Below are 15,524 nucleotides of genomic sequence, written 5' to 3'. Positions count from 1 at the left end.
GCTGCGGCATTCCGAATCGGAGTGACCCTAGCAGGATTTGTTCGTTAGTCGGCGGAAGTGCAGGGGAGAAGGCTGCGGAGCTGCCATTTTTCACGGCAAAGGATACGGTTCTATAGTTTTCAAAGTATCACCTAAAGATTGACGGGTGAAAATCGCTACAGAGCTCTCTTATAATGAAAGTGCTTACAAATTAACGAGACCGAAAGGGGTAGGTCAAGAGCATGAACAAGAAATTTTGGCTGAGCTGTCTGACCGTGGTTATGATGGTATCGCTTCTGGCAGCGTGCGGCGGCAGTAAAGAGGCAGCGGATAATACACCGGCAGCCGGCGGCGAAGGCGAGAAGAAAGAAGAGAAGGTCACCTTCACCTATTTCAACGCGGCAGCCGGTAAAGACAAAAATACGAACGAAACTACCATCGGTAAAATTTTCGAAGACCAAACCGGCGTGAATTTTAAAATGGAGCATTTGGTAGGAGACGAGAACACCAAGGTGGGAACCTTCATTGCCAGTAACGACTATCCCGATGTGATTGTGCCGGGGAGCTCGATCGATAAGCTGGTCGGGGCGGGCGCCTTCATTCCGCTCAATGACCTGATCGATAAGTACGGCCCTAACATCAAGCGGGTGTACGAGCCTTATTACAACCTGATGAAAGCCGAGGACGGCAACATCTACTTCCTGCCGCTGAGCGCGGTTGTAGGAGAGTACACGTCGGCTCCCAATATCGAGCAAGGAGCATTCTGGATCCAACGTCGCGTCCTGAAGGAAGCGGGTTATCCGAAAATCAAGACCTTCGACGAGTACCTGGCCCTGATTCGCGACTACGTGAAGAAACATCCGGAGGAAGGCTTGACCGGATATCTGGCGCTGACGACGCAGGATAAATTTTTTGCTCTGACCAATGCCCCGATGCACTTGGCCGGCTATCCGAACGATGGCGGCATCATCATCGACATGGAGACTCACGTAGCGAATGATTACGCGGACGACGACATTACGAAGCGGTACCTGCAAGAGCTGAACAAGCTGAATGCGGAAGGCCTGTTCGATAAATCCTCTTTCGTGGACAACTATGATCAATACCTTGCCAAACTGACTTCCGGTAAGGTGCTCGGCTTCTTCGATTATCGATGGCAGGTAGGCCAAGCGATGAACAATCTGCGCGAAACAGCCAATAAATCGGGTAACGACGATCTCGAATACATGGCGCTGCCGATCGTTTACGATGAGAATACCAAGGATCAGTATCTGGATCCGCCATCCTTTGTAAACAACCGCGGCGTAGGAATCTCCGTCAGCGCGAAGGATCCGGAACGCATTGTGAAGTATTTCAACAACCTGCTGACGGACGAGAACCAGATTCTCTCGAACTGGGGCATCAAGGACGAGACGTATTCCGTAGATGAGAAAGGCCGCTTCTACCGTACGGAAGAGCAGATTGCACAGACCAATACGGAAGCCTTCCGCGAGTCGTTCGGCTTCAAGTACTTTGAATACAACTGGCCTCGTTACGGCAACGGTTCTACGCTTCCTGACGGTAATTCCGTGGGTGCGGGACGCCAGCCTGAGGTTGCCAAAATGTCCTACTCCGAACCGGACAAGACATTGCTTGAAGCATACGACATCGATTCCTTCTCGCAATTGTTTGCGGCACCGGACGACCGTCCATGGTACCCGGCTTGGAGCATTCCGATCGATCAGGGCTCGCCGGCCCAAATCTTCACGCAGAAGAAAAGCGATTTGCAGCGCAAATACTTCCCGAAACTGGTTCTTGCCAGCCCTGCGGAGTTTGACGGCATCTGGAACGAATACGTGGGCGAGTTCGGCAAGCTGGACGTGAAGGGATACGAGGATCTGATCACCGAGGAAGTAGCCAAGAAAATCGCAAATGCCCAAGGACAATAATAGATGAAGGAGAGGCGAACAAGGGCGGACCGCCGAAATGGCCGAGATCCGTCCCTCCTCTTCTAGGGCCTGGATAGGAAGGAGAAGAAACCGTGGATAAGGCGAACCCGATTGGACCTGCAGAGACCACGGCGCTAAGTGAAACGCCGGCGGTATCGAAAGGTTTCTTCAATAAACAACGAAAGAACGATACTGGTTTGAATCATAGACGGCCATCAGGCGAAAAGAGCTTCTTCCGGAAGCTGCTGCAGCAGAAGGCGCTTGTCTTCATGTCGATTCCTTTTTTGATATGGTTGTTTGTCTTTAAGTACCTGCCGCTGTGGGGCTGGACCATCGCGTTTCAGGATTTTAAACCGGCGAAGAAGATATTCGATCAGGAATGGGTAGGCCTGCAGCATTTTACCTTCCTGTTTCAGGACGAACACTTCCTCCGGGTCATGCGCAACACGCTCGCCATGAGTTTTATCAACCTTGTCTTAGGTTTTGTCACGGCGATTGTGTTAGCGATCCTGCTCAATGAACTGCGTAATTTGATGTTCAAACGGGTCGTGCAGACGATCAGTTATTTGCCCCATTTCATCTCTTGGGTTGTGGCTGCGAGCATTATTTCGACGGCCTTGTCCGCAGACGGCGGGATTATCAATGAACTCCTCATGTGGTTCGGGATTATTAAGGAACCGATCCTATGGCTTGGGGAAGGGGAATATTTCTGGGGAATACTCGGTGTTTCGGAAGTATGGAAGAATGTCGGCTGGAACACCATTATATATTTGGCGGCCATGACGATGATCGATCCCTCGCAGTACGAGGCGGCGGAAATCGATGGCGCCGGGCGCTTTCAACGGATCTGGAACATCACCTTGCCGGGTCTGAAACCGGTATTCATCATCCTGCTGATCATGAATATCGGCAACCTGCTCGAATCCGGTTTTGAACCGCAATACTTGCTTGGCAACGGCATGAACGTGGATTATTCCGAGAACCTGGATATTTTCGTGCTGAAATACGGTATTCAGATGGGCAACTTCTCGCTCTCGATTGCAGCCGGTATGTTCAAGACGGTCGTCAGCTTCATACTCTTGTTCACGGCTAACCATATCGCGAAGAGACTGGGCGAAGACCGATTGTTCTAAGCGAAAGCTTGCGAGAACCGTTCTCTATCAGAAAACGTACAGGAGGATTCATATGGCGAAGATTTCAGATGCACCGCGAGCCCATGCCCGGTTCAAGTCTCCCGCGGACCGGTTATTCGATACCTTTAATATAATCTTCATGATCTGTCTCATGATTGTCACGCTGTACCCGTTCATCAATACGCTCGCGGTTTCCTTCAACAATGCGACGGATTCGGTGAAAGGCGGCATATATTTATGGCCGCGGGATTTCACGTGGGAGAATTATAAATATGTATTTAACGAAGCCACGATATTCCACGCTACCTTCATCTCGGTTCTGCGTACGCTGATCGGCACGATCACTTCCGTATTCTGCTGTGCCATGGTGGCCTACACGATCAGCCGTCCGGAGTACGTGCTGCGCAAATTCGTGTCGATCGCCTTCATTTTGACCATGTATTTCAGCGGCGGTTTGATTCCGAACTTCCTGCTGATTCGCGAATTGGGCATGCTGGGTACCTTCTCGGTATACATCATTCCGGGCCTGATCGGCGTATTCAACGTCATCGTCATCCGCTCCTTCATCGAGGGATTGCCTGAGGGGATCCTGGAATCGGCCCGGATCGACGGCGCCGGCGAATTCACGACCTTCCTGAAAATCGTGCTTCCGCTGTGCGTGCCCGTGCTTGCCACGGTATCGCTGTTTACGGCGGTATCCCAATGGAACTCCTGGTTCGACGTATTCTTGTACAACTCCTCGTACGGCGAGCTTAGCACCCTGCAATACGAGCTGATGAAAATACTCCAGAATTCGAACTCCTCGCTGAATTCGGGCAACGATTATGCAAGCCAGTTTGCAAGCTCGGAAAGCGGCGCGAATCAGGTCACGCCGACCTCCATTCGGGCAACGATGACTATTGTGGCCAGCGTGCCGATCATTCTGGTATACCCGTTCCTGCAGAAATATTTCGTGCAAGGGATGACCCTTGGCGGGGTGAAAGGTTAAGCTGCGGGAACCGCTAAAGATACGCCGTGCGCACTGTTCCCTGGAGCGCACGGTGCGTGGTCCGCGGCATGTCTGGATGTCCGTCGACCAACGGATGCCGGTGGCATCATGATCATCAACCAGCAATCTTGCTATTATCTTTAATTCTAAGGAGGGATTGGATATGTCCAACACGCAGCGAAGTGAACCCAGGCTTAAGGAAATGTTCGCGGATGACTTTCTCATCGGAGCGGCCGTGAATCCGAGGACGATCGAAACGCAGGAGGAATTGCTAGCGTACCATTTCAACAGCATTACGGCGGAAAATGAAATGAAGTTTGTCAGCGTGCACCCGGCAGAGGATACGTACACGTTCGAGGAGGCGGACCGGCTTGCCGATTTCGCCCGCAAGCATGGCATGAAGATGCGCGGCCATACGCTGGTATGGCATAACCAAACGACCGACTGGCTGTTCGAGGACAAGAACGGGGGCCTGGTGGATAAAGCCACGCTGTACGAACGGCTAAAGTCGCATACCGACACGGTCGTGAAGCGGTACAAGGGTGATATTTACGCCTGGGACGTCGTGAATGAGGTAATCGCCGATGAAGGCGCCGAACTTCTTCGTCCGTCCAAATGGCTGGACATTGCGGGCCCCGACTTTATCTCCAAGGCATTCGAGTATGCGCATGAAGCCGATCCGTCAGCCCTCTTGTTCTATAACGATTACAATGAGTCCCATCCGAATAAAAGGGACAAAATCTACACGCTGGTCAAGTCTTTGCTGGATCAAGGAAATCCTGTTCACGGCGTTGGCTTGCAGGCCCACTGGAATCTGTACGATCCGGATCTTGACGATATCCGGGCGGCGATCGAGAAGTACGCGTCGCTCGGCCTGCAGCTTCAACTCACGGAGCTTGATGTGTCGATGTTCCGGTTCGACGACAGGCGGAAGGATCTGACCGAGGCGCCGGAGGAGCTGCTGGAGGCTCAAGCGAAGCGGTATGAGGCGATGTTCGGCATATTGAAGGAATACCGGGATTATATTACGTCCGTGACCTTCTGGGGTGCTGCCGACGATTACACCTGGCTGGACAATTTCCCGGTACGGGGGCGGAAGAATTGGCCCTTCCTGTTCGATGAGCGGCATCAGCCGAAACCGGCGTTTCATCGCTTGGTGGAGCGTATGGTCAAAGTGTAAGGATTTTAGGGGTTGAACCCATCATTTTAGATAACGACAGCGATAATATAGGCGGCTGAAGGCGCCATCAGCTTGTCATCTAGCCGGTCCTTGTGGCCGGCGTCTGCATGTTAGTCCTTAAGGAAGCAGGAGTCGAAAACAGTGAGATGCTGGGGAGAAACGTTAACCTTGGCCCAAGAAGGGGGAAATTACGTTGAACAGCACTTTATATCAAGCGTGGCTGCAGTATGCGCCCATTAAGGACCGGGAGCTTGCTGCCGTGTACAGCCGGCTGTTAGGCACCGTGGTTGCGGATCTGCAGCAGTCGCGGGTGGCTAACGCTGCGATCCAGGAACTGAGGAATGCATGTCGATCCATGCTCGGCGTCGTACCGTCCATCACATCCGAGGCTAAAGCTTCATCCTATCTCGAGGTGCGAATTCATGCGGAAGACGCCGAAGAGGGCACGGGAGAAATTGGGGAAGATTCCATGGGAGCAGGGAGAGCCCGGCTGGGCGCAGAGGGTTTTCGGCTGGAGCATTCTGGCCATGGGCAGCAGGAGAAGCTGATCCTGACAGCCGGATCCGGGAAAGGCGTGTTATACGGGGTGTTTCATTTATTGAGATTGCTGGCATCCCACCACACGTTGACCGGTCTGAACGTAACCGAGCAGCCTGTGAACGGATTGCGGATGATAAATCAATGGGATAATGCCGACGGCTCAGTTGAACGGGGATACTCGGGCAACTCGATTTTTTACGAAAACGGACGGTTCACCGAAAATCTGGATCGCATAAGAGACTACGCCCGTCTGTTAGCTTCCGTGGGCCTGAATGCCATCTCCATTAATAACGTCAATGTGCATGAAATCGAGACGAAGTTCATTACCGCGGAATATTTGCCGACGATTGCAAAGATCGCGGATATCTTCCGGGAATATGGCATTATGCTGTACCTGAGCATAAACTTCGCCGCTCCGCTGCATATCGGCGGCGTACCCACGTCGGACCCGCTGAACGAAGAGGTTCGACAGTGGTGGAAGGATACGGCGGATGAGATCTACGATCATATACCGGACTTCGGCGGCTTTGTGGTCAAGGCGGATTCGGAGCACCGGCCGGGGCCGTTCGCCTATGGTAGAGACCACGCCGATGGCGCCAATATGCTGGCCGAAGCGCTGGAACCGCATGGCGGGCTTGTCATCTGGCGCTGCTTCGTTTACAACTGCATGCAGGATTGGCGGGACCGCAGCACGGACCGCGCGCGGGCGGCCTATGATCATTTTACCCCGCTGGACGGACGGTTTAAGGATAATGTGCTGCTGCAGATCAAGAACGGACCGATGGATTTCCAAGTACGGGAGCCGGTATCCCCGCTGTTCGGCAGCATGAAAGAGACCAATCAGGTGCTGGAGTTCCAGATCGCCCAGGAATATACCGGACAACAGCGCCACGTATGCTATTTGGTGCCGCAGTGGAAAGAGGTGCTGGATTTCGATACCTACGCGAACGGAACGGGGTCCGAGGTTAAGAAGATCGTGGACGGTTCGCTGCACGGCATGAAATACAGCGGGATCGCCGCCGTTTCCAACATCGGGAATGATGAGAATTGGACGGGTCACACCTTGGCGCAGGCGAATCTGTATGGATTCGGCCGGCTGGTCTGGAACCCGGATATGTCCGCTGAAGGGATTGCGGAGGAATGGACGAGGCTGACCTTCGGCAATGATGAGACGGTGGTCGCCGTGGTGTGCGGCATGCTGATGCAATCGTGGCCGATCTATGAAAGCTACACCTCGCCGCTCGGGGTGGGCTGGATGATTACGCCGCATACGCATTACGGACCGGATGTGGACGGTTATGAATATTCAAGGTGGGGCACCTACCATTTCGCGGATCGGGACGGTATTGGGGTGGACCGCACGGTGGCGACGGGCACGGGGTACACCGCACAGTATTTCGAGCCGAATGCGGCCCGATATGATGCGCTGGAGGATTGTCCTGAAGAGCTGCTGCTGTTCTTTCATCATGTGCCGTACTCGCATGTGCTGAAATCCGGTAAAACGGTGATTCAGCATATCTATGACACGCACTTCGAAGGTGCGGAAGCTGCGGCCGGGCTCTTGAAAGCATGGACATCGCTCGAAGGCAAGGTCGATCTGGAGCGTTTAACCCAAGTCACCGAACGGTTAGCTGACCAGGCCGAGCATGCCAAGCAATGGCGGGATGTGATCAATACGTATTTTTACCGCAAATCCGGCGTGCCGGATGCGCAGGGGCGGACGATTTATTAAGGGAGCCCAGGTTTTCCGTATTCGGAAATATAGGGGGGTGCCCCATCAGGCTGCTGACCTGATGGGGCACCCTTTTTCATGGGCCGAAAATTATCGCGGGTACAAGCATATACTGTAGATGACATGCCCCCACGGCAAAATGTTCCGCAATCTCATTCCATAAGCTGGGCTTTATAGGGTGGGGGGCTATATGATATACTAGGGTTAGAATAAGAAGAAGTAACGTGATCAAGGGGGGAATGGGTATGACAACCGAGAACCATGTACATGATGCATGCGCAGTAACCGGTGAACGGAAGAGCCATCATTCGGACAAAACGAAAAGCAATCTCATCAGCCGGTTGAACCGGATTGAAGGGCAGATCCGCGGCGTGAAGGGCTTAATTGAGAAGGATACGTACTGTGACGATGTGTTAAACCAGATTTCCTCGATCCAGTCGGCCTTGAACGGCGTCAGCAAATTGCTGCTCGAGCATCATATGAAGAGCTGTGTGGTGGAGCGCCTCCAGGAAGGCGACGATGAGGTCATTACCGAGCTGTTAACCACCATGAACAAGCTGATGAAGTAACGAAAGCTCCCTGCTGGGACTACCCGTTTGCGATGAATATCCATGGAGCTGCCACCTTTGGAAGGTGGCAGTAATGGTTTGGTGAAGTGAAGAAATACCCCACGGTTACGGGGTCTAATCATAGCGCGGCCATGTTTTTCAAAAAAAATGAGAAAACCCATTGACTAATTATAGGGTAGGGGGGTATACTAACATCAAGAAATGAGAACAACGAGTTTGATAACTCTTCGGGGCTTGGCTGTTACAGAGCCCTAATAAATCCAATACCTAAAGGAGAGATTGATTATGGAACAGGTAACTATAAAAGTAGAAGGCATGTCCTGCATGCATTGCGTGAATTCCATCGAAGGAGCTTTAAAGAATGAGAACATCGAGGGACATGTGGATTTGAAGGCAGGCACGGTCTCCGTGAAATATGACGCAGGCAAAGTCAATTTGGATCAAATCAAAGAAATTATCGAGGAACAAGGATATAACGTAGTTTAACCAAACGGCACGAGGATGAAGAGGGGTGAGGAGAAGATGGGAGCAGAAGCAACAATGGAACAGAAGAAAACGTCGCTGCAGTTAACGGGTATGACATGTGCCGCCTGTGCGAATCGGATTGAGAAGGGTCTTAGCAAAATGGAGGGCGTCCAGGAAGCGAATGTGAATTTTGCGCTGGAAAAAGCGTCGGTTACATTTGATCCGAATGTGGTTACCGTCCAGCAGATGGAAGAGAAAATCGAAAAGCTGGGTTACGGAACAGCAAAGGAAACGGTGGACCTTCAGCTGATTGGCATGTACTGTGCTGCCTGTGCTACGAAAATCGAGAAAGTGGTTAGCCGGATGCCAGGCGTGAATCAGGCCAACGTCAATTTTGCACTGGAGACGGCCCGGGTGGAATTCAATCCCGCCGAGGTCAGCCTTAGCGATATTCAACAGCGCGTGGAGAAGCTCGGGTATCAGGCGGTTTCCAAACAGGAAACGCTTGATCAGGAAGGTCACCGCAAGGAGGCCATCACCAAGCAAAAGCGGAAGCTGCTCCTGTCGGCGATTCTGTCGCTGCCGCTGCTCTGGGCCATGGTGAGCCATTTCTCCTTCACCTCCTGGATCTGGATGCCGGATCTGTTCATGAACCCTTGGTTCCAGCTGATCCTGGCAACGCCGGTACAGTTTTTTATCGGGAAACAGTTCTATGTGGGAGCTTATAAGGCCCTCCGCAACAAAAGCGCCAATATGGACGTTCTGGTCGCACTCGGTACCTCGGCAGCCTATTTCTACAGTCTGTATTTAACGATCGATTGGGCCGCTGCCGGAGCAAACGCACACCATGGGCCTGAAATGTACTATGAAACGAGTGCGGTGCTGATCACGCTGGTCATTATGGGGAAACTGTTCGAATCCCTGGCCAAAGGCCGTACCTCGGAGGCCATTAAAACCCTGATGGGTCTTCAAGCCAAAACGGCGCTGGTCGTTCGTGACGGTCAGGAGATGACCATCCCGGTGGAACAGGTCCTGGTGGGTGATTTAGTACTGGTAAAGCCGGGTGAGAAAATTCCGGTGGACGGTAAAGTCGTCGAGGGCATGTCGGCGGTAGACGAGTCGATGCTGACCGGTGAGAGCATTCCGGTTGAGAAAAAAGCCGGCGATGCCGTCATTGGCGCCACGATGAACAAGAACGGACGCTTGACGCTTGAAGCAACGAAGGTGGGCAAAGAGACCGCTCTAGCCCAAATTATCAAGGTGGTTGAGGAAGCGCAGGGCTCCAAGGCCCCGATTCAGCGGGTCGCCGATGTCATCTCCGGCATTTTCGTTCCGATCGTGGTCGGCATTGCGGTTGTTGCTTTCCTCGTATGGTACTTCTGGGTAACGCCTGGTAATTTCGCGCAATCGTTAGAAATTGCCATTGCGATCCTGGTTATTGCTTGTCCGTGTGCGCTGGGTCTGGCTACGCCGACCTCGATCATGGCGGGTTCGGGCCGCGCTGCAGAGCTGGGCGTTCTGTTCAAGGGCGGGGAGCATCTGGAGTCCACGCACAAAATCGACGCGATTATTCTGGACAAAACAGGAACGGTCACGAAAGGCAAGCCCGAGCTGACCGATGTGGAAGTCGACAACATCGATCAGGAGCTGTTCCTGCGTTTGGTCGGAGCTGCCGAGAAGAGCTCCGAGCATCCGCTTGCCGAAGCGATCGTGGCCGGGATTGAGGCGAAAGGGACGAAGCTTCCGACTGCCGAGCATTTTGAGGCGATTCCAGGCTACGGCATCCAGGCCAGCGTGGAAGGACACGAAGTTCTGGTCGGTACTCGCAAGCTGATGGCACTGCATAACGTGCCGGTCGATGCGGTCCTGGCCAGAATGTCGGAGCTGGAAACCGAGGGTAAGACCGCTATGCTTACCGCGGTAGACGGCCGATATGCTGGTCTTGTGGCCGTAGCGGATACCATCAAGGAGACGTCTAAGGCTGCTGTAGCAAGGCTGAAGCAAATGGGTATTGAAGTGATCATGATTACCGGCGACAACGAACGCACGGCTCAGGCCATTGCCAAGCAGGTTGGCATTGACCATGTGCTTGCCGAGGTACTGCCGGAGGGCAAAGCGGATGAAGTGAAGAAACTCCAGCAGCAGGGCAAGAAGGTCGCCATGGTCGGCGATGGCATTAACGATGCGCCAGCCCTTGCGGTTGCCGATATCGGCATGGCCATCGGCACAGGCACGGATGTGGCCATGGAAGCCGCCGACGTTACGCTGATGAAGGGCGACCTGAACAGCATTCCGGACGCCATCTACATGAGCCGCAAGACGATGAGCAACATCCGTCAGAACCTGTTCTGGGCCTTGGGCTACAATTCGCTCGGCATTCCGATTGCCGCCATCGGGCTGCTGGCGCCTTGGGTGGCCGGGGCTGCCATGGCACTTAGCTCCGTATCGGTCGTGCTGAATGCCCTTCGTCTGCAGCGGATGAAGGTATAACGGGAGGCAGGCAGACCTTTTATATACAGTATGGTTTGTAACCAAGCAAGAAAACGATATTAGGGTGACTTGATGGGAGTGTAGACATTTGGCCATGCAAAAATTTGCTGTGACCCCCGGCTTTGAAGTGGGCGGAACGCTGTTCCGCCCGGATCAGCTGGCCGTATTGGGCTCCATCGTAGGCGAAGATGCCCGCATCGAGATGACAACCTTCAAGCAGCTGTACGTGGAGATGGATGAAGAGCGGGTGGAGGAAGCCAAGGCGAAGCTGGAAGCCGCCGGCCTTCAGGTACATCCCGCCGGCTTCGTCTCCAAGAGCCTGATTACCTGCAACTTTTGCCGGGGGGCGGAGGATTCGGGATTGGATATTGCCAAGATGCTGGATGAAGCCATCGCTGACCATCCCGTACCCAATCCGCTAAAGATCGGGTACGCAGGCTGCGCGCTTGGCACCAGCGAGCCGCTGCTGAAGGATATTGCCGTTATTAAGATGCGAAATACCTACGATATCTATGTAGGCGGGGAGCCGAGAGGCTTGAAGGCTTCGCTGGCGAAGCAGCTGCATGCGGATTTGACGCCGGAGCAGCTGGCTCCGATCATCTTGAAGCTGATCGCCATCTATCAGGAGCACGGCAAGAAAAAAGAGAAGTTCTCGCGTTTCGTTGAGCGCATGACACTGGATCATCTCCGCCAATCCACGGTGGCTGAGCGGATGGATACGGCAGGATGAATTAAGTACAACGAAAGGCATCACCTCAGGGTGGTGCCTTTTTTTGTGGGTGGAGGCTGGAAACTGGGGTTCCGCCCATTCGTCGGAGTCCAGCTGGCGCCACCATGACATCTTCTTTATTCTTCAAGGTAACATCTATAGTTCGGGGGGATACGCCGAAGCAACGATGGATATACTTTCAGGAGCACCTGCGGGTGCTCTTTTTCTATTTAGCAGATTTGTAGTGCAGCAGCATCTTTGTCCATCCTGGCGAAGCTGAATCATTATTAATATAGACGGGTCTCCATCGGGCTCGAATGTGGGAATAACCACCAAATCGGGCATTTTATCGTGGTTGACGAGCCATGTGAAAGGGTATACAATTTAAATTGTTAAAAGCTTTTAACTATTTAAATTTGTAATATATAAGTGAGGGACTTCGTTAAGCATCGAGGTGATGAAACTGGATAAGCGGGAGCATTTATCTAACATGGTAGCCCGTCAGATGATGACGCTTGTGGCGAACTATGCCAAGATTCTGGACAATGATTTGACCGGCCCCCAGTATTACGTGCTTCAGACCTTGGCGTATGAGGGGCAGCAGACCAGCTCATATTTTGCCAATGCCCTGAATGTTACGCTGTCGGCTGTCACCAACTTGAGCAACAAGCTGGTAAGCAAGGGTTATATTGAACGGGTAGCGTCGAGCGAGGACAGGCGTCAAGTCTATCTTAGGATCACGGAGCAGGGACGCGAGGTGGAAGCCCGGATGATTGCGAAGTACCGTGAATTGAATGAAGGCTTATGGTCGGATTTCTCGGATCAGGAGATGGATGTCTTGATCGCTTCGTACGAGAAGATGATCGAGCATTTGCAGCTTAAGATCGGGCAGTCCCATATGGACAGCCAATCCAACGACTAACATTAGGAGGTATTTATATGGGGAGATTAGACAATAAAGTAGCGATTATTACGGGTGCGGCTGGAGGCATGGGTAAAGCTGATGCTCTTTTGTTTGTGCAAGAGGGGGCCAAGGTAGCGATTACGGACCTTCAGGAGGATAAAATCAAGGACGTCGTCGCTGAGATTGAAGCGCTCGGCGGCGAAGCGCTGGGGATCAAGCATAACGTTGCTTCCGAAGAAGATTGGGTCCGCGTCGTGGACGAAACGGTTCAAAAATTCGGCAAAATCGACATTCTGGTCAACAATGCCGGTGTCTCCAATGCAACGCCGTTCATGGATTTGACGGTCGAAGGCTGGGAGAAGACGATGTCGATCAACGTTACGAGCATATTCCTCGGCCAAAAATATGTCATTCCGCACATGATCGAAGCCGGCGGCGGTTCCATCGTCAACATCTCCTCCATTGCCGGCCTGACGGGCGGAAGCGGCGCCGGTCCTTACACGGCAAGCAAAGGCGCGGTACGCATGCTGACCAAAGCCACGGCCGTTGACTTTGCGAAGCATAACATCCGCTGCAACTCGGTACACCCGGGCTACATCGAAACGCCAATGACCGTGGATCTCTTCAAAGACGAAAAAATGATGCAGTGGTTCCAATCCCAGACGCCGTTGCCACGACTCGGCAAAGCGGAAGATATCGCGCGCGGCGTGCTGTTCCTGGCATCCGACGAGTCCTCTTACATTACGGGCGTCGAGCTGCCGATCGACGGCGGGTATTTCGCGAAGTAAGCCGGACATTCATTCGGCTTGTTCCTAAGCTTTCGATGTTTTGAATCATAAGGACACAAGCTCAGTCAGACGTTATATTTATTTTCATCAAGGGGAGTGTTGTTTCATGTCCGATAACCAACAGATTGCTGTCATTACCGGCGCGGCCAGCGGGATCGGCAGAGTCGCCAGCCTGAAATTGGCTGAGAACGGTGCCGCGGTTGTGCTCGTGGATTTCAACAAGGAAGCCGGCGAAGAGACGCTGCGCTTGATTAAGGAGCAAGGCGGAGAGGGAATCTTCGTGCAGGCGGATGTGACAAAAACCGAGGATGTTCAGAACTATGTGAACAAGGCGGTTGAAGCTTACGGCCGAATCGATTTCTTCTTCAACAATGCAGGTATCGTGCAGAAGTTCTCCATGCTGGACGATATCGACGAGAACGAATTTGACCGTCAAATGTCCGTGAATGTGAAGGGTGCTTTCCTTGGCATGAAGTATGTTTTGAAGGTCATGAAGGAACAGGGCAGCGGACATATCGTGAACACGGCTTCCACGGCGGGCATCCGCAGTGAACACAGTGCCGCCGCATATTCGGCAAGCAAGCACGCGGTTGTGGGCTTGACCAAGGCAGCTGCGTTGGAATACGTGAAGCAGGGCATTCGCGTGAACGCCATCTGCCCGGGCGGCGTTCAGACGCCGCTGACCGCAGCGGTGGCCAAGTCCTTCATGGAAGGCGGCTATGTGCCTGAGGAAGTGGGCAACATGCGGATGGGACGTCCGGCTGAGGCGGACGAAATCGCAAACGTGGTTGCCTTCCTGGCTTCCCCGGGCTCCAGCTACATGACAGGCTCGCTGGTTACGATTGATGGCGGGCTGACGCTGTAATATCCGGATTGAAAAAAAAGACCAGTCAGGCACCGGAGTTCCGGGTTTGACTGGTCTTTTTGGCATGGCATTTATTTGATGCCGACGGCTTCCGCCAGCAGCTCATATGAACGGAGGCGTGCTTGATGATCATAGATCGCGGCCGCGACAATGATTTCGTCCGCGTCCGTCGACTGCTGGAACTGCTCCAGCTGCGCGCGGACGGTTGCGGGACTGCCGATGGCGGAAAAACTGAGCTGGCGCTTCACGATGGCCTGTTCCTGCAGGTTCCACAGATCATCCATGCTGTCCACCGGCGGACTCAGCTGGCCGGTGCGGCCCCGGATGATGTTCAGGAACTGCTGGTACGGCGAGGTAGCCAGGCGCTGCGCTTCCTCATCCGTGTCGGCGCAGATCACGTTCACGCCGATCATGGCATACGGCTGGCTCAGCTCGGATGAAGGGCGGAAGCTGGTCCGGTACAGATCGAGCGCCGCCATTAGATAGTCCGGAGCAAAGTGGCTCGCAAAAGAGAACGGAAGCCCCAGCTGCCCTGCCAGCTGCGCACTGAAACCGCTGGAGCCGAGCAGCCAGATCGGAACATGCAGGCCTTCCCCCGGAATCGCCCGGATGCGCATGGACGAGCCGGAGGTAGGCTGGAAGTAATTCCGCAGCTCGCCGAGGCGGTCCGGGAAGTCCTGGCCGTCGCTGCCAGGGCCGCGGCGGAGCGCCCGGGAGGTCAGCTGATCCGAACCCGGCGCACGGCCAAGACCGAGATCAATCCGGCCGGGATACAAGGATTCGAGGGTGCCGAACTGCTCGGCAATGACAAGCGGAGCATGGTTCGGCAGCATAATGCCGCCGGAACCGACGCGAATCTTGCTGGTGCCCCCGGCCACATGGCCTATGACCACCGAAGTGGCCGAGCTGGCGATCCCCGGCATGTTGTGATGTTCGGCAAGCCAGTAGCGGTTATAACCCCACTTCTCGGCATGTTGAGCGAGATCGAGCGTATTCCGCAGCGACTGTGCAGCTGTGCTGCCCGCTGTAATCGGCGCCAGATCGAGGATGGAAATCGGGATATCGCGAAGCGTTTTGGACGCTGTATGGTCAAGATTTGCTTCTGTCATACGGAATGACCTCCTTATTCGTGCACGGCACGGTAAGTATTCTATATAGAGATGGGCACCGGGTCGAACGGACGCCGGACATGAAATCCATCTATCGGAAAAATGGTATCTCTATATAACGAACATTATATACCTACTTAATCCA

The 15,524-nt window shown here is 53.6% G+C and carries 13 protein-coding genes; 12 read left to right on the top strand and 1 reads right to left on the bottom strand.

The genetic code is table 11. The annotated features are described in order from the left end of the window. Nucleotides 1-221: 221 nt before the first annotated feature. The 12 genes from HMPREF9412_RS16095 (at nucleotide 222) to HMPREF9412_RS16040 (ending at nucleotide 14,270) form a co-directional block, all read left to right on the top strand. Nucleotides 222-1,907: an ABC transporter substrate-binding protein gene (locus HMPREF9412_RS16095; RefSeq protein ID WP_009592688.1), complete on the top strand. Its 1,686-nt coding sequence runs from the start codon at nucleotides 222-224 to the stop codon at nucleotides 1,905-1,907. Nucleotides 1,908-1,999: 92 nt separating this feature from the next. Beyond that, complete coding sequence (locus tag HMPREF9412_RS16090) at nucleotides 2,000-3,040, top strand: ABC transporter permease (protein WP_009592715.1); 1,041 nt, start codon at nucleotides 2,000-2,002, stop codon at nucleotides 3,038-3,040. A 52-nt stretch (nucleotides 3,041-3,092) separates the two neighbouring features. Continuing rightward, complete coding sequence (locus HMPREF9412_RS16085; RefSeq protein ID WP_009592709.1) at nucleotides 3,093-4,028, top strand: carbohydrate ABC transporter permease; 936 nt, start codon at nucleotides 3,093-3,095, stop codon at nucleotides 4,026-4,028. 163 nt (nucleotides 4,029-4,191) lie between these two features. Then, nucleotides 4,192-5,208, top strand: a complete 1,017-nt coding sequence (locus tag HMPREF9412_RS16080) for an endo-1,4-beta-xylanase (RefSeq protein ID WP_009592686.1) — start codon at nucleotides 4,192-4,194, stop codon at nucleotides 5,206-5,208. A 193-nt stretch (nucleotides 5,209-5,401) separates the two neighbouring features. Then, entirely contained in the window at nucleotides 5,402-7,480 is a 2,079-nt protein-coding gene (locus tag HMPREF9412_RS16075) for an alpha-glucuronidase family glycosyl hydrolase (RefSeq protein WP_009592711.1), read from the top strand. 245 nt (nucleotides 7,481-7,725) lie between these two features. After that, nucleotides 7,726-8,049, top strand: a complete 324-nt coding sequence (locus HMPREF9412_RS16070) for a metal-sensitive transcriptional regulator (RefSeq protein WP_009592707.1) — start codon at nucleotides 7,726-7,728, stop codon at nucleotides 8,047-8,049. 285 nt (nucleotides 8,050-8,334) lie between these two features. After that, entirely contained in the window at nucleotides 8,335-8,535 is a 201-nt protein-coding gene (locus HMPREF9412_RS16065) for a cation transporter (protein WP_009592700.1), read from the top strand. A 36-nt stretch (nucleotides 8,536-8,571) separates the two neighbouring features. Beyond that, on the top strand, nucleotides 8,572-11,004 hold the full coding sequence (locus HMPREF9412_RS16060) for a heavy metal translocating P-type ATPase (RefSeq protein WP_009592693.1): 2,433 nt from the start codon (nucleotides 8,572-8,574) through the stop codon (nucleotides 11,002-11,004). Between the two features lie 88 nt (nucleotides 11,005-11,092). Then, nucleotides 11,093-11,734: a nitrite reductase gene (locus tag HMPREF9412_RS16055; RefSeq protein ID WP_009592695.1), complete on the top strand. Its 642-nt coding sequence runs from the start codon at nucleotides 11,093-11,095 to the stop codon at nucleotides 11,732-11,734. A 469-nt stretch (nucleotides 11,735-12,203) separates the two neighbouring features. Then, nucleotides 12,204-12,635: a MarR family winged helix-turn-helix transcriptional regulator gene (locus HMPREF9412_RS16050; RefSeq protein WP_009592716.1), complete on the top strand. Its 432-nt coding sequence runs from the start codon at nucleotides 12,204-12,206 to the stop codon at nucleotides 12,633-12,635. 17 nt (nucleotides 12,636-12,652) lie between these two features. Beyond that, on the top strand, nucleotides 12,653-13,405 hold the full coding sequence (locus HMPREF9412_RS16045) for an SDR family NAD(P)-dependent oxidoreductase (RefSeq protein WP_009592684.1): 753 nt from the start codon (nucleotides 12,653-12,655) through the stop codon (nucleotides 13,403-13,405). 106 nt (nucleotides 13,406-13,511) lie between these two features. Then, the gene (locus tag HMPREF9412_RS16040) at nucleotides 13,512-14,270 is read left to right on the top strand and encodes an SDR family NAD(P)-dependent oxidoreductase (protein WP_009592689.1); all 759 of its coding nucleotides are present in this window, start codon (nucleotides 13,512-13,514) and stop codon (nucleotides 14,268-14,270) included. A 71-nt stretch (nucleotides 14,271-14,341) separates the two neighbouring features. Here HMPREF9412_RS16040 and HMPREF9412_RS16035 read toward each other — a convergent pair whose 3' ends face one another. Further along, a complete protein-coding gene (locus HMPREF9412_RS16035; protein WP_009592702.1) occupies nucleotides 14,342-15,379 on the bottom strand; it encodes an LLM class flavin-dependent oxidoreductase in 1,038 nt (345 codons plus the stop codon). Nucleotides 15,380-15,524 lie beyond the last annotated feature (145 nt).

The sequence above is a fragment of the Paenibacillus sp. HGF5 genome, assembly GCF_000204455.1.
Lineage (GTDB): Bacteria > Bacillota > Bacilli > Paenibacillales > Paenibacillaceae > Paenibacillus_AQ > Paenibacillus_AQ lautus_A.
Note: the sequence above shows the minus strand (reverse complement) of the source record. Positions and strands in the feature narration are given on the sequence as shown.